The organism is Staphylococcus argenteus (assembly GCF_000236925.1).
In the GTDB taxonomy this organism is placed as follows: domain Bacteria; phylum Bacillota; class Bacilli; order Staphylococcales; family Staphylococcaceae; genus Staphylococcus; species Staphylococcus argenteus.
In genome coordinates, this window is record NC_016941.1 from 2,461,629 (window position 1) to 2,482,347 (window position 20,719).

General features: G+C 33.7%; 18 protein-coding genes. 4 read left to right on the forward strand and 14 right to left on the reverse strand.

Annotated elements, in window-relative coordinates:
- Window positions 1-10: 10 nt before the first annotated feature.
- The 3 genes from SAMSHR1132_RS12080 to SAMSHR1132_RS12090 form a co-directional block, all read right to left on the reverse strand.
- Entirely contained in the window at window positions 11-646 is a 636-nt protein-coding gene (locus SAMSHR1132_RS12080) for an ABC transporter permease (RefSeq protein WP_000560002.1), read from the reverse strand.
- A complete protein-coding gene (locus SAMSHR1132_RS12085; protein ID WP_000948993.1) occupies window positions 643-1,875 on the reverse strand; it encodes a betaine/proline/choline family ABC transporter ATP-binding protein in 1,233 nt (410 codons plus the stop codon). Before SAMSHR1132_RS12085 ends, SAMSHR1132_RS12080 begins: the two co-directional genes overlap by 4 nt.
- Before the next feature lie 583 nt (window positions 1,876-2,458).
- Complete coding sequence (locus tag SAMSHR1132_RS12090) at window positions 2,459-3,058, reverse strand: YdeI/OmpD-associated family protein (protein WP_000565923.1); 600 nt, start codon at window positions 3,056-3,058, stop codon at window positions 2,459-2,461.
- Between the two features lie 180 nt (window positions 3,059-3,238).
- On the opposite strand from SAMSHR1132_RS12090, the gene SAMSHR1132_RS12095 reads away from it, so the two are divergent.
- Entirely contained in the window at window positions 3,239-4,876 is a 1,638-nt protein-coding gene (locus SAMSHR1132_RS12095; RefSeq protein ID WP_001030724.1) for an APC family permease, read from the forward strand.
- Window positions 4,877-5,188: 312 nt separating this feature from the next.
- Window positions 5,189-6,541: a carboxylesterase family protein gene (locus tag SAMSHR1132_RS12100; protein ID WP_000704099.1), complete on the forward strand. Its 1,353-nt coding sequence runs from the start codon at window positions 5,189-5,191 to the stop codon at window positions 6,539-6,541.
- A 64-nt stretch (window positions 6,542-6,605) separates the two neighbouring features.
- Here the strand turns inward: SAMSHR1132_RS12100 and SAMSHR1132_RS12105 are convergent, their stop codons facing one another.
- The 4 genes from SAMSHR1132_RS12105 to SAMSHR1132_RS12120 form a co-directional block, all read right to left on the reverse strand.
- Window positions 6,606-7,793 (reverse strand): MFS transporter, encoded by a 1,188-nt coding sequence (locus tag SAMSHR1132_RS12105; RefSeq protein ID WP_000115416.1) that lies wholly within the window; start codon window positions 7,791-7,793, stop codon window positions 6,606-6,608.
- A 343-nt stretch (window positions 7,794-8,136) separates the two neighbouring features.
- Entirely contained in the window at window positions 8,137-8,910 is a 774-nt protein-coding gene (locus SAMSHR1132_RS12110) for an ABC transporter permease (RefSeq protein WP_000072156.1), read from the reverse strand.
- Window positions 8,903-9,565, reverse strand: a complete 663-nt coding sequence (locus SAMSHR1132_RS12115; protein ID WP_000923518.1) for an ABC transporter ATP-binding protein — start codon at window positions 9,563-9,565, stop codon at window positions 8,903-8,905. Before SAMSHR1132_RS12115 ends, SAMSHR1132_RS12110 begins: the two co-directional genes overlap by 8 nt.
- Before the next feature lie 247 nt (window positions 9,566-9,812).
- Entirely contained in the window at window positions 9,813-10,889 is a 1,077-nt protein-coding gene (locus tag SAMSHR1132_RS12120; RefSeq protein WP_001076690.1) for a M42 family metallopeptidase, read from the reverse strand.
- A 235-nt stretch (window positions 10,890-11,124) separates the two neighbouring features.
- Here SAMSHR1132_RS12120 and SAMSHR1132_RS12125 point away from each other — a divergent pair, with 235 nt between their 5' ends.
- Window positions 11,125-11,589: a YehR family lipoprotein gene (locus SAMSHR1132_RS12125; RefSeq protein ID WP_000736690.1), complete on the forward strand. Its 465-nt coding sequence runs from the start codon at window positions 11,125-11,127 to the stop codon at window positions 11,587-11,589.
- A gap of 167 nt (window positions 11,590-11,756) precedes the next feature.
- Here SAMSHR1132_RS12125 and SAMSHR1132_RS12130 read toward each other — a convergent pair whose 3' ends face one another.
- Complete coding sequence (locus SAMSHR1132_RS12130; protein ID WP_000143498.1) at window positions 11,757-13,334, reverse strand: FMN-binding glutamate synthase family protein; 1,578 nt, start codon at window positions 13,332-13,334, stop codon at window positions 11,757-11,759.
- 193 nt (window positions 13,335-13,527) lie between these two features.
- Here SAMSHR1132_RS12130 and lnsB point away from each other — a divergent pair, with 193 nt between their 5' ends.
- Window positions 13,528-14,277, forward strand: a complete 750-nt coding sequence (gene lnsB, locus SAMSHR1132_RS12135) for a CPBP family lipoprotein N-acylation protein LnsB (RefSeq protein WP_000072468.1) — start codon at window positions 13,528-13,530, stop codon at window positions 14,275-14,277.
- Window positions 14,278-14,503: 226 nt separating this feature from the next.
- Here lnsB and cntE read toward each other — a convergent pair whose 3' ends face one another.
- Genes cntE through cntA form a run of 6 tightly spaced genes read right to left on the reverse strand, consistent with a single transcriptional unit; the run spans window position 14,504 to window position 20,675 of the window.
- Complete coding sequence (cntE, locus tag SAMSHR1132_RS12140; RefSeq protein WP_000675397.1) at window positions 14,504-15,697, reverse strand: staphylopine family metallophore export MFS transporter CntE; 1,194 nt, start codon at window positions 15,695-15,697, stop codon at window positions 14,504-14,506.
- Window positions 15,698-15,708: 11 nt separating this feature from the next.
- Window positions 15,709-16,458, reverse strand: coding sequence for an ABC transporter ATP-binding protein (locus SAMSHR1132_RS12145; RefSeq protein WP_000598773.1), 750 nt, complete (start codon window positions 16,456-16,458; stop codon window positions 15,709-15,711).
- Window positions 16,451-17,266: a staphylopine uptake ABC transporter ATP-binding protein CntD gene (gene cntD, locus SAMSHR1132_RS12150; protein WP_000173860.1), complete on the reverse strand. Its 816-nt coding sequence runs from the start codon at window positions 17,264-17,266 to the stop codon at window positions 16,451-16,453. Before cntD ends, SAMSHR1132_RS12145 begins: the two co-directional genes overlap by 8 nt.
- Complete coding sequence (gene cntC / locus SAMSHR1132_RS12155) at window positions 17,266-18,132, reverse strand: staphylopine uptake ABC transporter permease subunit CntC (RefSeq protein WP_000584757.1); 867 nt, start codon at window positions 18,130-18,132, stop codon at window positions 17,266-17,268. Before cntC ends, cntD begins: the two co-directional genes overlap by 1 nt.
- Window positions 18,129-19,064 carry a nickel/cobalt ABC transporter permease gene (opp1B, locus tag SAMSHR1132_RS12160; RefSeq protein ID WP_000472241.1) on the reverse strand — a complete coding sequence of 312 codons (936 nt, stop codon included), beginning with the start codon at window positions 19,062-19,064 and terminating at the stop codon, window positions 18,129-18,131. The genes cntC and opp1B overlap by 4 nt, the downstream gene beginning before the upstream one ends.
- Before the next feature lie 12 nt (window positions 19,065-19,076).
- Window positions 19,077-20,675 carry a staphylopine-dependent metal ABC transporter substrate-binding lipoprotein CntA gene (cntA, locus tag SAMSHR1132_RS12165; protein WP_001229068.1) on the reverse strand — a complete coding sequence of 533 codons (1,599 nt, stop codon included), beginning with the start codon at window positions 20,673-20,675 and terminating at the stop codon, window positions 19,077-19,079.
- Between the last annotated feature and the right edge of the window lie 44 nt (window positions 20,676-20,719).

Consider the following 20,719-nt stretch of genomic DNA (forward strand, 5'->3'; position numbering starts at 1 on the left):
TTCCTCCTAATTATCCAGATATCTTTAATCCTTTTGGGACTACCCATTTTTCAACTAGTGATAGTAATACATCGACGATTAATGCCAAAGCAGTTACTAGCACAGTTGCAGTTATAATCATCATTGGGTCATAAAGATTTAAACCATTAAATATAAAATCTCCTAAACCACCTGCACCAACATAGCTTGCTAACGTTGCCCAGCTAATAACATATACAGATGATAAGCGAATGCCACCAAGTATTAGTGGTAAAGCGAGCGGTAATTCAACATCTTTCATAAGTTGGAGTTGTGTCATACCCATACTTTTTCCAGCTTCTTTAATATTACTGTCGATATTTTGAACACCTAATACTGTATTATTTAAAATAGGTAATAATACATAAATGAAGAGTGCTACAATTGCTGGCGTTTTACCAACACCAAAAATCGGTATCATAATAGCAAGTACAGCTAATGTAGGTATTGTTTGTAATACGCCCGCCACAGTTAAAATAATATTGGCAGTTCGCTTCGTTTTTGATAATAAAATACCTAATGGAACTGCAACGATGATAGCAAGTAACAATGCCACCATAGAAATGTAGAAGTGCTCCAATGTTTTCGATATGAGTTGTCCACCATTTTCTTGAAGAAATGCTATCATGATTTATCCACTCCAATACCATGTGTATCAACATTCTCATTATGTGGTTCACTGGCTATAGTAGAATCATGCTCATTTCCATTAAGTTCGGTATGCGATGTAGCCTTAGCCTCACTGTCACCCCAAATCGTGTCATAAACAATATCTACGACATTGGCACGTGTAATAAGTCCGACTAACCGATTGTCTTGATCCACGACAGGGACATTTCTGACATTTCTTTTCAAAATCGTACGAACAGAATCTTGCAATTTCGAATCAATTTGAACGGTATAAATATTTTGTTGCATCATATCACGCAAAGCTTTGTGTCCTCTTATACCTTGGTTAATATCCTCAATATCTAAGAACCCCAGTAAATGGTTATCACTATCTACTACAAAAATAGTATCAACTCGCTTTTGTCTCATAATATGAACTGCATCATTAAGCGTTGCATCTGCTTGTATCGTGATTGGTTTAATCATAACGCCTTCTACAGTCTTATCATTTGGGCGGTCTTGAATCAGTCTATTTTGACCGATAAAATCACGCACAAAATCATTTGCGGGATGTCTTAAAATATTGTCTGGTGTATCAAATTGCACCACTTTACCTTCAGACATAATACAAATTTTGTCTGCTAATTTAATCGCTTCGTCCATATCATGTGTTACAAAGATAAACGTCTTGCCTAATTTTCGTTGTAATGTTTTCACTAAATCTTGTAACGTATCTCTCGTAATAGGATCCAATGCACCAAAAGGTTCATCCATTAAAATAATATCTTGTTCGGCAGCAAGTGCTCTCACGACACCGATACGCTGTTGTTGTCCGCCAGATAATTCTGCAGGATATCGATCTAAATATGATTCAGGTAAATCTACAAGCTTAATTAGCGCTTTTGCACGTTCATCTTTTTTCTCTTTTGACCATTTAAGTAACTTCGGCACAAGTACTATATTTTCTCTTATAGTCATATGTGGCATTAACCCGATTTGTTGAATAACATAACCGATACTTCGACGCAATTCGACAGGGTTCATACTTCGAACATCTTTACCATCAATTTCAATTTGCCCTTCTGTCGCTTCAATCATGCGATTAATCATTCTCAACGCGGTTGTCTTTCCACTCCCACTCGTTCCTATAAATGCAATAAATTCCCCTGATTGAATATCTAAAGAGATGTCATCTACAGCCTTTTTATTGCCCGAATAAATTTTCGTTAAATGTTTAATACTTAACATAATCATTTCTCCTTCCTCATAACAAAATATGACGAATGATACGCATAAAATAAAAAGACCATTATAGTAATTGTTAAACAAATAGAGTCATAAGTTAAACAAGTACACATCATGGTCTTGATTATGTAGAATTGTATATTTATCATCTGTAATGTGAATCATCAAAAAGTAAGCAGCGCTATGTATGTTGAATTACTACCGATTACTTTGTTTTCACATTCGTATATTCGACATTTAAAACTAACATACTCTATATGATGTTATTAAACAGCATTATTTTATAATTAGCAACTAAATTGATAACTCACATTTTTCAAAAACGAATTTATTAATGCGCAATTCGTTGGTTTAAAACAAAAAAGTGTCAGAAATGTGAAAAAATATTATAAATGTCATTATTTTGTAAAAATCATATACATTGCCCATCGCCTTCGTTTATACAAAAAGTATCATCGAATCTACTCGATACCATGACTATATTAGGTATTTCGAATTATAAAGAAATACCTAATAAATAAAAAACAACCAATGGCATTAGTCACTGATTGTTCATATCATGTATTGAGAATATCATTTTTTCAAATTACTTATCGTGCATTCCTTTACCTTCTAGTATTTGGTTAATATATTTTTCAACACGCTTTTGTCTTGTTTCACTGCGTTTAGCTTGTTCAATATGATAAATGTATTGATGCTGTCTGCCTGGCGTTAATTTATAAAATGACGACTCTAATTGTGGCATTTCTTCAAATTTATCTTCAAGTTCTTTTGGAATGACATAATCCTCAGTTTTCTTCATTTCAACCTTTTTACCAGCTTTTTCAACTTTAATAGCTTCTGCTAAATAGTATTTAATTTCTTCAGTACGCGCTTGAATCTCTTCTAGATTTTCAAATCTTAACTGGCGTGCTGCCTGTACTTTTTCAGTCTGTTGAATGAGTGTATGATACTTATCTTCTAAAATAGCACCTTTATGGAATAATAGTGCAACATAATTTTTAAAACCATGAATGAGCACAACATTTTTATTCTTTATAGTGTAACAAGGATGCATCCATTTATACGCTTCCTCTAATTCTGTTTCATTAAAGATTAAATCTCTCAAATATCGATATTCTTGTTGCCATTGACTTTCTTTATTTAAAAATGCTTCTACTTGTTCATTCGGTTGTTTATCTATCATAATTATCACTTCCAGTCTGTTTATCAATATACATTATATTATATATCCAAAATTTCAAAAAAACTAATTTAGTTATCGTTTTTGCACTTTTACAAAAAATAAATTTGACTATTATTGTAATAGGCGTATAATTGTCGCATATTATTTTTTTGTATTTTTCGCAATAACGAAGGAGTATTTATGAATAAAGACAAGCAATCGCACGACGACAAAATTAATTTATCCCAACTAGTGTTATTAGGATTGGGGTCATTAATTGGATCTGGCTGGTTATTCGGTGCCTGGGAAGCATCTTCAATAGCTGGACCAGCCGCAATCATTTCATGGGTTATTGGTTTTCTAGTTATCGGAACCATTGCCTATAACTACATTGAAATTGGAACAATGTTCCCACAATCTGGCGGCATGAGTAACTATGCACAGTATACACACGGCTCACTTTTAGGCTTTATTGCAGCGTGGGCGAATTGGGTATCACTTGTTACAATTATACCAATCGAGGCTGTTTCAGCAGTTCAATATATGAGTTCATGGCCTTGGCATTGGGCAAAACCAATGGCAAATTTGATGGAAAATGGCTCTATAAGCACATACGGTTTACTAGCTGTGTATCTCATCATTGTTATCTTTTCATTATTAAATTATTGGTCAGTTAAACTTCTAACATCATTTACAAGTCTAATATCCGTGTTTAAGCTAGGTGTTCCTGCGTTAACAATTATCATGCTAATGCTATCTGGTTTTGATACGTCTAACTATGGTCATTCAGCAAGTACCTTTATGCCTTATGGTAGTGCACCAATATTTGCTGCAACAACAGCATCAGGGATTATTTTTTCATTCAATTCATTCCAGACAATTATTAATATGGGTTCAGAAATTAAAAATCCTGAAAAGAATATCGCGCGCGGTATCGCTATTTCACTGTCAATCAGTGCAGTGTTGTACATTATTCTGCAAAGTACATTTATTACCTCTATGCCTCAATCAATGTTACAACATAGTGGCTGGAGCGGTATCAATTTCAATTCGCCATTTGCTGATTTAGCTATCTTATTAGGCATTAATTGGTTAGCAATTTTACTTTATATTGAAGCAGTTGTTTCACCTTTTGGAACTGGAGTATCATTTGTTGCAGTTACAGGACGTGTTTTACGCGCAATGGAGAAAAATGGGCATATCCCTAAATTTCTTGGAAAAATGAATGAAAAGTATCATATTCCTCGTGTAGCAATCATTTTTAATGCCATTATTAGCATGGTTATGGTTACATTATTTAGAGATTGGGGTACGCTAGCAGCAGTTATTTCTACTGCCACTTTAGTTGCCTATTTAACTGGACCAACGACAGTGATTGCTTTACGTAAAATGGGGCCAACAATGACACGTCCATTCAGAGCAAAAATATTAAAAGTCATGGCGCCATTATCTTTTGTATTAGCATCTTTAGCTATATACTGGGCAATGTGGCCAACGACAGCAGAAGTTATTTTAATCATTATACTCGGTTTACCAATCTACTTCTTCTATGAATATCGAATGAATTGGCGTAATACGAAGAAGCAAATTGGCGGTAGTTTATGGATTATTGTATATCTTATCGTTCTTTCATTACTGTCATTTATAGGTAGTAAAGAATTTAAAGGATTGAACTTTATTCACTATCCATTTGACTTTATCGTTATTATTATTGTGGCACTTATCTTCTATTACATCGGCACAACGAGTTCATTTGAAAGCGTCTATTTCCGTCGAGCAAAACGTATCAATACGAAGATGACCGAAACATTGGATAAAGAAACCAAGTCATCTCATTAAAAATTTTAAAATGCAGTTCCAAATATGATCTCAAAGCACACACATTAACCAACCACAGATTTTAACAATCTTGGTTGGTTTTTTATTTTGAAAATGGGTTATAAATAAATAACATAACAAGACGAAGTTGATTGAAAATAAGCTCATATGATATTGTCACTAACCATCATGTCTAAATTTCATATGGAATGATTTAATAAGACACACCAAGCTCGCCTGATTCAGTCACAAAATTGTCTTGTTAGAGTTGTCACCTATCACTTCTTGACCATGGTATGATTAAACTGGGGATGATAAAGGAGGTTAATAAATATGAAGATAAGTACTGCAGGTGGTCAAATTTATGGTATTACACAAGATAACCTAGATATTTTCTTAGGCATTCCATATGCTGAACCACCAATTAATAACCATCGTTTTAAACATTCTACGTTAAAAACACAGTGGAACGAGCCAATTGATGCTACAACTATTAAGCCTATCCCACCTCAACCCGAAAATAAATTAGAAGATTTTTTCTCCTCTCAAACAACAAACTTTACTGAAAATGAAGATTGTCTATATCTTAATATTTGGAAGCAACATAATGACAAAACTAATAAGCCAGTCATCATTTATTTTTATGGCGGAAGTTTTGAAAATGGTCATGGTTCTGCTGAACTCTATCGACCAACGCATTTAGTAAAAAATAATGATGTTATCGTTATCACATGCAATTATCGTTTAGGCGCATTAGGATATTTAGACTGGTCATATTTTAATAAAGATTTTCATTCCAATAATGGACTTTCAGATCAAATAAATGTTATAAAATGGGTGCATCTATTTATTGAATGCTTTGGTGGAAACCCTAATAATGTTACTTTGATGGGTCAGTCTGCGGGCAGTATGAGTATTTTAACTTTAATGAAACTACCTGAAATCGAACCTTATTTCCATAAAGTTATTCTACTAAGTGGTGCATTACGTCTAGACACTTTAGAAAATGCGCGCAACAAAGCTATGCATTTTCAAAAAATGATGGCCGATTATTTAGATACGGATGACGTAACAACGCTAACTACAGATGATATTTTGATGCTAATGTCTAAATTCAAGCAATCTCGCGGACTTTCTAAAGGCCTTGATTTAATATATGCACCTATCAAAACAGATAATATGAAACATCATTTCCCAACATCTAAACCTATATTGGCATGTTATACAAAAGATGAAGGTGATATTTATATCACAAGTGAACAGAAGAAATTATCGCCACAACGATTCATCGATATCATGGAATTGAATGATATTCCATTAAAATATGAAGACGTTCAGTCAGCAAGACAACAGTCTGAAGCAATCACTCACTGTTATTTCAAACAACCAATTGAGCAGTTATTGCAACAACTCAATATTCAAGATCCAAACGCACAATTATGGTTTGCAGAATTTGCATGGCATGATACTTCAAGCGAACATTATCGTAGCGCTTATCATATTCTTGATATGATATTTTGGTTCGGTAACTTACAAATTTTATCAGCACATCAGTATCCAATCACTAATCATCTTAAATTTTTAAGTCGACAAATGCAAAATGATTTAGCTAATTTTGCTAAAACAGGTAAAATGCCTTGGCCAAAATATCATAATGAACGTCGATACTTCCGCACATATCAATAATATTGTATCGCACCTTAAAAAGCACGACTGAATCGATATCAGACGTGCTTTTCATTAGGCTTTACTATGATGATTTATATGTTTTGGCATAATGGTTATTTTTTAATGTGAAAACAACAATTAAACCTAATGCGCCAATAATCGCACTTGTAAACGTGATAGCTTGAACCGAAACGTGGGCCATAACTAAGCCGCCAATAATACCGCCAACACCTATACCGGCGTTTAAGCTCGACATGTTCCAACTCATAACTTGGCTTGTATCACCTTCAACATGTTGAATAACGCCACTTTGAACAGCTGGATTAGTACTCCATTGCATAATATTCCAAATAAACAGTCCTACTAACAATAAACCCGTTCCTGGAAGAATAACATTCATCACTAACATCATGACGATAAAAATAGAAACAGAAATCATCAACCAACGTTTACTTGTAATTTTATCTGAGAATATACCGCCTAACGATGTACCAATGACACCTGCGATTCCATTTACAAGAAGTGCTAAAGACACAAATGACATATCATGTCCATTAGATAAAATAAGAGGATTAATAAAGACAAATGTCACTGAATTAGCAATCAAGACTAAGAACGTAATGATTAAATATTTTGCTACTTCTGCAGGTCTTAATATTTTTGAAGTAACATGATTTTCATGAGATGGTGCTTCATGATTCACAGGACCACGGTTTAATTCTTGATCTTGCGGTAAATAAATCATCATCAATAAGCCTACGATGATACTGACAATAATTAAAAATAAAAATGTATATCTCCAGCCTACTAAATCACCTATTACAGTTCCAATTGGTACACCAAAGACATTTGCACCACTAAAACCTGTATAAACAAGTCCAATCATTTTGCCACGATTTTTAGGTGCAGTTAGCATCGCAGTAATAGCTAGTACCTTTACAATAATCAATGCAGCCGCCGCAGAAGAAATGATTCTACCTATAACTAATATTGAAAAATTAGGTGCAACGGCGATAATACCGTTTCCGATAATAAATATAAGTAACGTCCATAACAATACTGGTCTTGTAGAAAAGCGATTTGTTAACTTAACTAAGATTGGCCCGCATATCGCAAATGTCAAAGCATACATCGTCACTAATTGACCAATAACCGCTTCTGATACATGTAAATCTTGACTCATTAAGTTCATGATTCCTGCAACCATCATTTCAACCATTCCCACTATAAAAATACTTAAAATGAATGTGAATAATCGCATAACAGACATTTATAAAACTCCTTTCGAACAAATTTCACGATATCCATTTCCCATAGAATAACGATTTATTAATAAATGTGTACAACACAAATTTACTTATAACCGTTCTATTATATAATATTTAGCAACTATTTTCTGGGATATATTGAAAAAAGAATGAAATTATTTTTCAGTATTTGCAAAATTAAAACAAGCATTTCAAAGTGTTAATACACAATCATTTGATTTCTTACAATAAAAAACGCACACATTTTAAATTAGCACGTTAATATGCCAACTTAAGATGTATGCGTAATTTCATGTTCTTTATATGCGCAATTATAAACCAAGTAACAATAGTGACTATCTTAAATTATTCACTTTTAACATCCGTAGTTCGCGCAATCAATTGATGTCTAGCATTGAAAAATTGACCATAACTTAAATATGTCGCAATCAAAGCCGACATAATTGTCGCTGTCGTATGAATAAACACAACTAACAGTTGAAATTTAATCGCTTGTAATGGCGGTACGCCACCAATAATTAAACCGGTCATCATACCTGGTATCGACACAAGACCATAAGTTTTAACTGAATCAATGGTTGGTACAATTGCTAAACGTATACTTTCTCGAATAGCACCTTTGGATGCTAATTTTGGCGCTGCTGCAAGTGACAATTTAGATTCAATGTTCGTTCCATCTTGCACAAATGCACGGTCTAAATTTTGATACGCCAAATTAATCGCAATTAAACCATTATTTGCTAGCATACCTCCGATCGGTATAACTTCATTTGCTGTAAAGTCTATCGCTCCAGTAGCAATAGTACCTGCAAGTGGCAATGCTGTACCTACAAAGATAGCTAGAAATGATATCCAAAACACATGATGCATTACTGGTGATGCTCGACTAATCGTATTCCAGGATGCATTAATGATAATGACCAATACACACAATACAAGTAGCCATTTATCGTTAATTTTAAAAATATAATGTAGTAAAAATCCCAAAATGATTAATTGTACGACTGCGCGTAGTGTCGCAACAATTAAATCTTTAATAATATGTAAACCTTCTTTATAAGAAATGATAATAGGAATGACTAAAAGCAACGCCGTCAATCCAAGTGCCGTATTACTCATGTTGATTCAACTCCTCAACCTTAGAAATTTTGCCATCAACAATCGTTATGCGTTTTTGAAAATGTCTCATACTTTGATCATCGCTATGGGTAATCCACATGATTGCAACGCCTTGTTCCACTAACTTAAAAATGATATTTTCTATCTTTTCTTTATTATGAACGTCTAATGCACTGGTCGATTCATCTAATAAAAGTATATCTGGTGTATACATTAATTGACGTGCAATAGCGATTCTTTGTCGCTCACCACCCGACATATTTTCCACTTCTGAACTTAATTGATAATGTCCCAAACCGACATCTTTAATTAATTGTTTCGCACGTTTTCTATCAAATTTATCATTGCGTGCAAGTGATGGAAATATCATGTTATCTTCAATCGTTTCACCAAACAGGTCACTTTGCTGCATCAGATAACTGATTTGTTGACGCAATTCTTCCGGGTCATACTCATTATAGGGTTTACCTTTAAAATAAAGTTCTCCACTAGTTGGACTAATTAAATTACATATTTGCTTTTGAAATGTACTTTTACCACTACCTGACGGACCAATAATGGCAATGCTCTCGCCTTTATCTACTTTTAGATTGATATGATCTAGTATGATTCTATCGCTCGCTTTATACACTAAATCTTTAATTTCTAACAACATTTGCACCGCTCCTCGTGTAACATATCAGGTATAGTATTCCCGTTTTTTTGGATTTTAGTGCAATTAAATTTAAGAAAAATCCATTTTCTTGTTATATCAAATTTTAGGCATAATTGATTTTTAACACTTAAATTAAAAACAAAAAATCCCCTTAACATGGATACTGTTTAATGCCTAAAAACTAATTTCAGACAATTGTTTAACAGCCTACCATATTAAAAGGATCCTTTATTATTTGTGGATTAGATTACCACATTAATTTTTTATATACTTCATCGTTTAAAGAACGAACAATTTCAGTTACAAGACGGACAGAATTTTCATAATCATCTAGATTGAGTACTGATACATTAGAATGCATGTATCGCAACGCAACACCTATTGTTATTGTTGGAATACCTTCATTTGCGACATGAATACTTCCCGCATCTGTACCTCCACCTGGCGTAGTATCCCATTGTACTTCGATGTTATGTTTTTTAGCTACATCTTTAATATGTTTACGGAAACCTTGATGTGCAATGCTCATAGCATCCATCATAATAACAACTGGGCCACCACCGAGTTTACTTTCACTAGTTTGCCCAGACATACCTGGCGTATCGTATGCTATACCAACATCTACAGCTATAGCCAAATCAGGTTTGATAGTATTCGCTGCAACTTTGGCACCACGTAGGCCAACTTCTTCTTGCACTGTTGCACCACTGTATAAATTAATTCCTATCGCTTCATCTTTTAAACGTTTTAATACATCGACAGCTAAAGCACAGCCATAACGATTATCAAATGCTTTTGCAGTCAAATATTTATCGTTAGCAAGCACTTCAAATTCACTATACGGCGTCACCATATTTCCTACTTCAACACCAGCTTCTTCCGCTTCTTCTTTACTGCTCACACCAATATCTATAAACATTTTTTTAATTTCCATCGGCTTTTTACGTTCTTCTGGTGATAAGACATGTGGCGGTTTAGAACCGATAATACCTCTAATTTCTTTACCTGAATCTGTTGTAATGGTTACTTTTTGAGATAACATAACTTGGTTCCACCATCCACCAACTGGCGTAAATGAAATAAAACCATGTTTATCAATTTTAGTTACCATAAAACCAACTTCATCCATATGGCCAGAAATCATAATTGAATATTGATCATTCTCAGCATTTTTCTTTCCAAAAATACCTCCTAAGTTATCTTCAATGATTTGATCAGTGACAGGCTCTATATAATTACGCATTGCTTCTTTAACTTGCATTTCATAACCAGCAATGCCGTTTACATCTGTTAAATGTTTAAGTAATTTGACTGATTGATTCATGTTATTCATCCTCCTGTATTTCATCTTATAAACATTGTATCACTAACTTTCTGAAAAATACTCCCTACCGCTTTATCGTTTTCAGGCTTAATAATTTTAAAAATTTTGTTAGGATCCCGCTTAAAAATCTCATATCTTCAAAAAAAATTGCAAAATTTAAATTTTTGCATAACATCATTTTTTTCTAAATGTTATAATTTATTTATAATCAAATACTGAAAGAAGGCGACTGACTTTGAAAAAATTAAGTTCATTAATTGTAGTAGTATTAATATGTATCATTGCATTATCAGCTTGTAGTAAAGAACAAACAAAGACCTATGAAGGTGACGTAAGTGGTAAACACGTACTCACGTCAATCACTTATAAAGACGATAAAGTTATAAAACAGTCTACGATAAACACAATTAAGTACGATGATCTTGGCATAGACAAAGATGAAGCTAAAAAGTTATTCGCAAAAACTGAAAATATCTTCAAAGACCTTAAAGGTGCTAAATACAAAGTCGACTATAAAGACAAAAAAGCAATTGAACATTTAGACATTAATTATAAAAAAGTTGATATGAAAGAATTAAATAAACGTTTTGGTATATCTTCTAAAGATACTAAAGACAATAAATATCTTAGCTTTGAAAAAGTTGAAAAACAGTTAAAGCATAGCGGTTTAAAAGAAAAAGACAAAATGGATGACAAATAGTTTATAACATAAAAATACCCTCAGAAAAGACTAAGGCTACAAACCTTAATCTCATTCTGAGGGTATTACTATTATGAAATTCAAGTATCAAAAAGACTCAACGTACTCGGAGCAGGCTTTTCACTACATCTAGCATCTGCTTCTTCCGATGATTTTAGATAGACAGTTTAACTAATCAATTTCAATTTATAATCGTGTATTGTTTGCAACTGACCATCGACTTTTCGATAAATAATATGGTCTGCTGTAATTTCTGTTGGACTTGATACGCCAACAGCTGCTGCTATATTAAATAAGCCTTCATGCAAACTTGTCACATAATTGGTTACACGATATTGTTTTTCACCTACAATTAATGCTTTTTCTTTTTTAGCATCTGTTGTTGCAACTCCAACTGGACACGTATTCATGTGACATTGTTGACTCATTATACAACCGACACTAATCATCATGCCACGCGCGATATTTACAAAATCCGCACCTAACCCTAATGCTATCGCAATTTTATCTGGTGTCACTAGCTTACCTGATGCAGCCAATTTCACTTTATCTCGAATGCCATATTTCTCTAACATGCCTGATACAATTGGTAAGGCTGTAAACAATGGTAACCCAACACCATCTTGTAGTTCTTGGAACGTTGCTCCTGTACCACCTTCACCGCCATCAATTGTAATAAAGCTTGGATACTTATCTAAGTCAACCATTGTGCGTACGAGTGTTTCAATCTCCGATACTTTGCTAACAACAATTTTGAATCCTACAGGTTTTTGACCTAATTCTTGTAACTTATCTACAAAGCGAATCAAATCTTCAGCATTGTGAATGAACTCATAACGGTTTGGTGAATTAATTGTTTTATACGGTTCGACATTACGTATCGCAGCAATTTCTTCATTTACTTTTTCTGCTTCCATATGACCTCCACGAGTTTTTGCGCCTTGTGCCAATTTTAATTCAAATGCACGAACATTAGAGGTCTGTGCTACTTTACTAAACAAATCTTCACTAAAATTACCTTCTTTATCACGAACGCCAAATAAGCCTGGCCCTATTTGGAAAATGATATCTCCATTACCTTTTAAATGATATTCAGACAAACCACCTTCACCTGTATTCATCCAAGTACCAGCTTTAGCTAAACCTTTAGATAATGCAGTAATTGCATTTTTACCTAAAGCACCATAACTCATACCAGATTGACCTACAATACGTTTTAAAATAAAAGGATGCGCTAAGTTCTCACCTAGTTTTATCGCATGTTCATCACTTAAATAATAAGGATCAATCTTAGTAGGTGCACGATATTCTTCACGGCTAAACAGACGCTCATTCGCAATTTTATATATAAATGTAGATATCAATGTTGTATTATCCACAGAAATCTCATTACGCTGCATTGGAAACATCGTGTTTTGTATGTAAAAGCCGTCCTGATAATCTGTTGTTGTACCAAAACTTGTCATACGTGAATTATATTTTCCGGCTAAAACGATATTTTTATAATCATTACGAGAAAAAGGTTTCCCTTCATTATCCCCAGAAAATAAATACTGACGTAATTCCGGCCCCATTTTCTCTGATATATATCTTATACGTGCTAATAACGGATAGTTTCTTAAAACACTGTGTTGCGATTGCCTTTTATCTTTAATCAGCCAAATAAGCCCAATAACAACGACTGTGAGTAAAAATCCAACTACAATAATGTTAACTATAAATTGCATGACTGTTAAGAACGTCATAACAATCCCTCCCCCAAAATTTCAATTCATTATTTATGATACACCTAACAAAATAAAACACAATGGAAGCGTTTTATTTTATAAAATAGTTTTATGATATGTTTTTCATTTTAAATTTTAATGTATCAAACATACAATACAAAGTAATATGTGCTAAAGTATTAATATAATATAACTATTTAAGAGGTTTACTATGTCAAATACAAATAAACATTACATAGAAGAAGAATACGCTACCAAACAATCGCGTTTTTTCAAACGTGATATTGGATTTATTTTCCTTTATATATTTTTGATTTACATCTTGCCAATCATTATCGTCTTTTTAACTTTTGGGTTAGTAGCTATATTCACTCAACAAGCCCCATGGGGTCTCTCTTTTCCTATTGCAATGAACATTAGCTATTTACTCGCAGTTATTATTTCATTAGCTATTTTTCGTTGGATGCATGAAGATACGTTTATTCCAATGATACGTTCGCAAATCATTGCCAGCGCCAAATATAAATGGCATATTTTTATATCATTTACACTAAGTATCGTACTCTTTTTACTTTTAAATTATTTCGATATTTTCGCACTAAATGTGGATCCCTTCACTGTCCTTGACCATTATTTACTAATTGAAGGGTATGGTTCCATCAGTTTAATGATAATGTTTTGGTTAATCATTATATTAAATATTTTGATTTACCAACTTATTTTCCGTCATATTTTAATTCAAGAATTAAGCAGATTAATACCTTTAAAGATTACAATAGCATTATCCGTTATACTTGAAACTCTGTACTATTATTCATTCATTAATACATGGTGGGAATTTATTCCAGCATTGATATTAGCAAGCGGTGCAACTTACTTATATTTAAGATCCAACAATAATTTTATGGTGAGCTATTTCTATCAATTAGCAGTCATACTCGTTTTACATATTTTTATGTAAAATTTTTAAGAGTATTATCTATTATCCACATACATCAAAAAGCACACTTAAAAGTCAGTATCACAACTAACTTCTAAGTGTGCTTTATTTAGATATATTGTCGTTCTATAACGATATGATTTGCATATGTTATGTCACCCAAATTTTGATTTCAACAAAACATGACAATCAATGATCAATATATCACATTTATATTCATTAACTTAATATGCTTTAATTCACTTTATTAAAGACTACTCGCTGGACGTGGTGTTGGCTTTTTCAAGAAACTCATAATCATAATCACAATGACTAACATACCACAGATTAAGTACATCCATTTAAATCCTACTAAGTCTGAAATAGGTCCCATCAATGCGCCACCTAGTGAAATCCCTAAATCTGCGCAAGCAATAAATAAACCTAGCAACATATTGCGACCTACTTTTGGTAAGACGAAACTCAAATAAGATGTTAATGTTGGATAAACCATTGCTTGTGTCATTCCTATTAATATCGCACTACCATAGAAAATAATTGCACCGACTTGCGGGCCAAATGCCACTACAAATGACGCGATAACTAATAATGATAATACTGATACCATGTACTTAGGATGCCACATACCATCAGATGGAATATATTTCCTTAAGTAAAATCTTGCCGCAACAACTGCGATTGCTTGTATTGTTAAAAAGATACCTGCATTCGCGAATCCTAAACTTACTGTATATAACGGTACAAATGTACTAACTGCACCAAATACAATCGATGCAACAATCATGATAATACCGCTGTTTAACAACTCTTTATTTTTGAAAAATTGCGCGAATACTGTAACAGCATTGAACGGCATTTTTTCAATTTTATCGGAAGTATCTGGTTCTTTTTCAGCAAATGTAACTCGATATCCAAAAAATGTTGTTGTTAACGCGATAAAAATAATCACAATCGCGAATAATGAAATATTATTTGCATTCCAAATACCTACGGCAACTAATGGACCAATTAGGTTGGGAATCGTTGAAAATAGTGAGTACAATGATACACCTTCTGAACGATGTTCTTCTGGTAACGCATCAATAATACCTAACTGTAACGACATCGAGAAGAATGCCGTACAAACACCTTGCATCACTCGGGCAACGAAGTAACCTTCCAACCCTGTAAAGCCATAAATAATTAAAGCAATAGCATTAATTATTAATATAATTCGTAATACTTTAATGGGACCGACGCGAGCAATAATTTGTCCTGCCCATGGTCGAAACACCATTGCTGTTAACATGTATGCACCCATAACGATACCAATAACAGTATTCGTTGCGCCTAAATCATGCCCTCGTAACGGTATAAACACGTTTAAGATTGCATTGGCACTAAAGAACATCAATGTTAATATATATAATCTCAAAAAAGGCCAAGCCATTGCACCTTTCATTATCTCACTCCTTAGAATGATAGTTGTTTTTCTATTAATTCTCTTGTATAAGCATTGTCACTTTTATGCAATGCACTTGTTGAAATTCGCTCTTCGATTTTTCCATTTTTAAAAATAATTAACTGATCACATAAGTACGTTGCAGCTTGAATATCATGTGTAATAAAAATATAGCCTAACTGACGCGTTTCTCGTAAATGAATTAATAAATCTAATATTTGTGTTTGAATAGACATGTCGAGCGAACTAATGGCTTCATCAAACAAAATATATTTAGGATTAATACAAATGGCACGTGCAATCGCAACACGCTGTGCCTCGCCACCTGATAACATATTAGGATATTTATCCATATACGCTTTCGATAGTCCAACTTCTTCTAACAATGTGGCAGCTTGAACTTCCATAACATCTTTCGGCTGACCATCACATTGACACATCACTTCAAATAAGATTTCTCTAACTGTCTGAAATGGGTGTAATGATGATGTATAATCTTGAAACACTGCGCCAATTTGATGTCTTCTCACTTTCTTCTTATACATTGGTTGATCATTTAATGTCACGCGACCTTTGTCCGGTTTTTCAATACCTAATATCATACGACTTAACGTTGATTTACCACTACCACTTTCTCCGATGATTGCTATCGTTGCCCCTATTGGACATTCGAATGACACACCTTTGACGATTGGTGTTCGACGGCGCTTAAATACATGTGCACTTTGATATGATTTTTCAACATCTGTAACTTTAATCACATACATCACCCCTCATCACATGTTTAAAATGATCATTAATTTTCTTCTTCGTTGATAATAAATACTTTGTATAAACATGTTCTGGATGGTGTAAGACTGATTCACGCGTTCCTTGTTCAATCAGTTGACCATTTTTCATCACAACGACACGATCTGCAATTTTGTTTATGACTGTTAAATCATGTGAAATGAAAATCATTGCACAGTCAAAATGTTTCTTAATATCTATAAAGGCTTCTAAAACATCATATTGTGTAATTGTGTCTAATGCAGTTGTTGGCTCGTCGGCAATGATTAACTTAGGTTTCAACGCTAAAGCTAAGGCAATCATTAATCGCTGTAACATACCACCTGACAACATATAAGGATATGATTTTAAAATACGTTTAGGATCTTTCAAACTTAAATAATCCATATATTCAATTAATGTCTTTTCAATCTCTTGGGTAGACAATGATGTATGTACTTTCATCGTTTCAAACATTTGTTTACCTACTGTTGTCGATGGATCAAAAGCACGACTACCTTGTTGCATCACCATCGCAATATCTTTACCACGATACTTTTTCAGTTGTGATTCGGATAATGACAACATTGGTGTACCATCAAAGATAATTTCACCTGTCACCCCGAGTCGCTCGGGATTCAAACCAATAATCGACTTACAAGTAATCGATTTACCGCTACCACTTTCACCAATAACGCCAAGTGTTTCACCTTTAGTTACTGTGAAATGCACATCGCTAACGAGTGGTTGATCTGTCCATGTATCTGTAATCGTCAAATGCTTAACTGTTAACAAAGTCATTATTGCACCACTCCTTTCTTCACAGAACGAAGTTTCTCTTTAGAAGAGATGCGGGGATCAATGGCAACTTGTAATGAATCAGATAAGAAATTAAAGGCCATCACGATAATGACTATGGCAATACCAGGAGCAAACATCATTTCAGGATGCGTAAACATCACTTTTCTCGCTTCATTAAGCATCATACCCCACTCTGCAGTAGGTGCTTTGACACCTAATCCTAAAAATGAAAAGCCAGATATCTGCAAGATCATTGAACACATCGAACTACTAGAGATGATAGCAATATCTGCTAACGTTAAAGGCATAATATGTTTATGTATAATTTTCATATCATTCATGCCAATTGTTTTAGCAAATTTCACATGGTCTGAAGCCGTATATTGCATAACGCTTGTACGAATAACACGACAGAACCATGCCCAACGCGTCAATATAAATGCCATAATAATATTTTCAGCACCCATACCAAACAGTGCAATTAATGCTAACGTCACAACATAACTAGGGAACGCTAACATAACATCACACGCACGCATAATGATTGCATCCACAAACCCTTGGAAGTATCCTGATAAGAAACCTAAAATAGAGCCTATAAATACAGAAACAAATAATGCTACAAAGACATATAACAAACTTGGTCTAATAGCATAAATGAGTCTTGTTAAAATATCTCTACCTAAATGGTCCGTGCCTAATAAATGTTGAAAACTGATACCTGCAAATTTGTTTGCTGTATCAATATGGTTAGGATCATAAAATGTCACAAGTGGTGCTGCTAATCCTAAAAAGACATATAATACAATAATGCCTAAAGCAATCACTGCACCTTTATCTTGTAATAATCGTTTTAAAATTATCATCGTGCGCCCTCCCTTAATCTTGGATTTAATAGCGCATTAATGATATCTGCCAATGTATTAAATACGATAAATAATACCGCTACAATTAATACATACGCTTGAATAACTGGGAAGTCGTGTTCTAGTATCGCTTTTAAACTTAATTGACCTAGTCCAGGCCAAGCAAATATATATTCGATAACTACAAGTCCCCCCATAATCATTGGTATAGACATACAAAAAATTGATACCGCAACTTGTAATGCATTACGCAACACATGCAGCATTAATGTGATTGATTTCACACCACTAGCTCTTAAATAAAGTACGTAGTCTTCGTTTAATTGTTCCACCATTGAACGTCTAACATTTCTAAAGTAAATACCAGCATACGCAATCGTAATAACAATCACTGGCAATATGTAACTTTCTGGACCTGTTAATCCAGAAGTCGGCAATAGGTTTAACTTCACTGAAACGTATATAATAAGAATTGAAGCTATCCAATATGAAGGTAATGCAGTTAGAAAGAAAGCCACTGAACGTATCGCACGATCAGTGAACTTTCCTCTTTTTAATGCACTAACTACACCTAAAATAATCGATGTAATCATTACCATAACACTTGAAATGATAGTTAATTTCAATGTATTCATAAATGCTGGGCCAATGCGTTCAGCAACAGGATCACCTGTAATGTAACTAGTACCAAAATTAAACTGCATTGCTTCGATTAACCAATTTTTATATTGAATTAACAATGGATCATTGAAGCCATACTTTTCATTCGTTTCTGCAATCAACTCCGGTGTTACATTCGGTGTCCCTTGAGCATGTAAAATTGTCACAGCTGGATTTTCATTTGTAATATACGTCAATAGAAATGTCATAAAACTTACTACAATCACTAATGGAAACATGAGCGCAATACGTTTTAAGATAAATTTGAACATCTAATTGCTCCTTTATTTATACTGCATTTCATTGAATGGTAATTCATACTGTGATTGTGTGAATGATACTTTTTCTAAATCTTTCGGTGCAACAACTGTCATGCTACCGTGAGAAATCGGAATAAAAATACCTTCATCATCAATTTGTTTCAAAATGTTTTCATAAGCGTCAGAACGTTCTTTACCATTTTGAATCTTAAATGCATCATCTATGCTGTTATAAATTTTATCTTTGTTCTCAATTCCTGATGTCGCACTTTCATAACCATTTTTTGCTTTAAATGCTGCAATTGTACTTTGCGGATCGTATAATAATCCCCAAGTTTGGTTGAACATTAAATCATAATCACCTGAAGTACGACGTTCAGCAATTTTATCTGATGTTTCACCGTTAATGTTTAATTTAATACCCATTTTCTTAAATTCTGCTTGTAAGTATTCTGCTTGTTCTTTTTGACTTGAAGAACCTTTGTCATAGTACATTGCCATTTCAAGGTTTTTACCATCTTTTTGACGAACATCGCTGTCTTTACCTTTCTTCCAGCCAGCTTCATCTAATAATGATTCTGCTTTTTTAAGGTCATACTTACGTGTTGGCATATCGAAATTAATGTCTGTTACATTTTTCGCAAATAATTGAGTTGCTGGTTTTTCTTGGCCATCTAAAATTTCTTTGGCAATTTTATCTCTGTTTACCATATGACCAATCGCTTGTCTGACTGTTTTGTCACTGACAGCATTATCTTTTTTACCAGAATTGACAACTAACATTTTCGTATTCATTGGTTGACTACGTTTAACTTGATAGTCGCCTGTATCTTTCAATTGTTTTAAAGAGTCTTTGTCTAAGCTATCTGTACCTCTATCATCAGTGAAGGCAAAGTTTGTTTCACCTTTTTTCATTGATAGGAATGCTGTTTCACCAGCAGGCATCACTTTAGCTTGTACTTTATTAAGCTTAGATTTTTCGCCCCAATATTGATCGTTTTTGTTAAAGTCTGCAGACTCGTCTTTTTTATGCTCACCTAATTTAAATGGACCTGTACCATCGAACTTTTTAACGCCATCTTTCGTTGTACCGTTTTTAAAGTCTTTCGGAGACACAAATACATATGGACGAGGCATTGCTAATTCAGCTAATGCTGGTTGATATGCTTCTTTCAAATTCAATTCAACCGTATACTTATCTTTAACTTTTACATTGTCAATCAATGTTGAAATTTTTAACCAAGAATGCAATTTTTTATTTTGTTGAACCGCATCGATATTTTTCTTAACTGCATCAGCATCAAATGGCGTTCCATCATGGAATTTCACATCATCTCTTAAATGGAATGTATATGTCTTCCCATCTTCAGAAATATCCCATTTTTTAGCTAGTAACGGTTTGATACCATCTTTCGTGTTACGTACAAGTGGCTCATAAATCATACTCTCAGCAGACATAGATCCACCGTAAACATGCGGATTCATATCCCCGATATCTTTAACCGTTGTATACGTTAATTGCTTATTCTCTTTCTTTTCTTCTAAGCCTTTATTACCACCACAGCCAGTTAAAATTATCCCTGATGCAAGTAACATCGCACTCATTTTAGTTAGTTTTCTCATTCGTTTTTCCTCTTTCTAAATTGATAAGTTGCATTACTTAATCA

Coding starts and splice junctions, on each gene's coding strand:
- SAMSHR1132_RS12080 (WP_000560002.1), bottom strand. CDS start 646: ATGATAGCATTTCTTCAAGAAAATGGTGGACAACTCATATCGAAAACA.
- SAMSHR1132_RS12085 (WP_000948993.1), bottom strand. CDS start 1,875: ATGTTAAGTATTAAACATTTAACGAAAATTTATTCGGGCAATAAAAAG.
- SAMSHR1132_RS12090 (WP_000565923.1), bottom strand. CDS start 3,058: ATGATAGATAAACAACCGAATGAACAAGTAGAAGCATTTTTAAATAAA.
- SAMSHR1132_RS12095 (WP_001030724.1), top strand. CDS start 3,239: ATGAATAAAGACAAGCAATCGCACGACGACAAAATTAATTTATCCCAA.
- SAMSHR1132_RS12100 (WP_000704099.1), top strand. CDS start 5,189: ATGAAGATAAGTACTGCAGGTGGTCAAATTTATGGTATTACACAAGAT.
- SAMSHR1132_RS12105 (WP_000115416.1), bottom strand. CDS start 7,793: ATGTCTGTTATGCGATTATTCACATTCATTTTAAGTATTTTTATAGTG.
- SAMSHR1132_RS12110 (WP_000072156.1), bottom strand. CDS start 8,910: ATGAGTAATACGGCACTTGGATTGACGGCGTTGCTTTTAGTCATTCCT.
- SAMSHR1132_RS12115 (WP_000923518.1), bottom strand. CDS start 9,565: ATGTTGTTAGAAATTAAAGATTTAGTGTATAAAGCGAGCGATAGAATC.
- SAMSHR1132_RS12120 (WP_001076690.1), bottom strand. CDS start 10,889: ATGAATCAATCAGTCAAATTACTTAAACATTTAACAGATGTAAACGGC.
- SAMSHR1132_RS12130 (WP_000143498.1), bottom strand. CDS start 13,334: ATGACGTTCTTAACAGTCATGCAATTTATAGTTAACATTATTGTAGTT.
- lnsB (WP_000072468.1), top strand. CDS start 13,528: ATGTCAAATACAAATAAACATTACATAGAAGAAGAATACGCTACCAAA.
- cntE (WP_000675397.1), bottom strand. CDS start 15,697: ATGAAAGGTGCAATGGCTTGGCCTTTTTTGAGATTATATATATTAACA.
- cntD (WP_000173860.1), bottom strand. CDS start 17,266: ATGACTTTGTTAACAGTTAAGCATTTGACGATTACAGATACATGGACA.
- cntC (WP_000584757.1), bottom strand. CDS start 18,132: ATGATAATTTTAAAACGATTATTACAAGATAAAGGTGCAGTGATTGCT.
- opp1B (WP_000472241.1), bottom strand. CDS start 19,064: ATGTTCAAATTTATCTTAAAACGTATTGCGCTCATGTTTCCATTAGTG.
- cntA (WP_001229068.1), bottom strand. CDS start 20,675: ATGAGAAAACTAACTAAAATGAGTGCGATGTTACTTGCATCAGGGATA.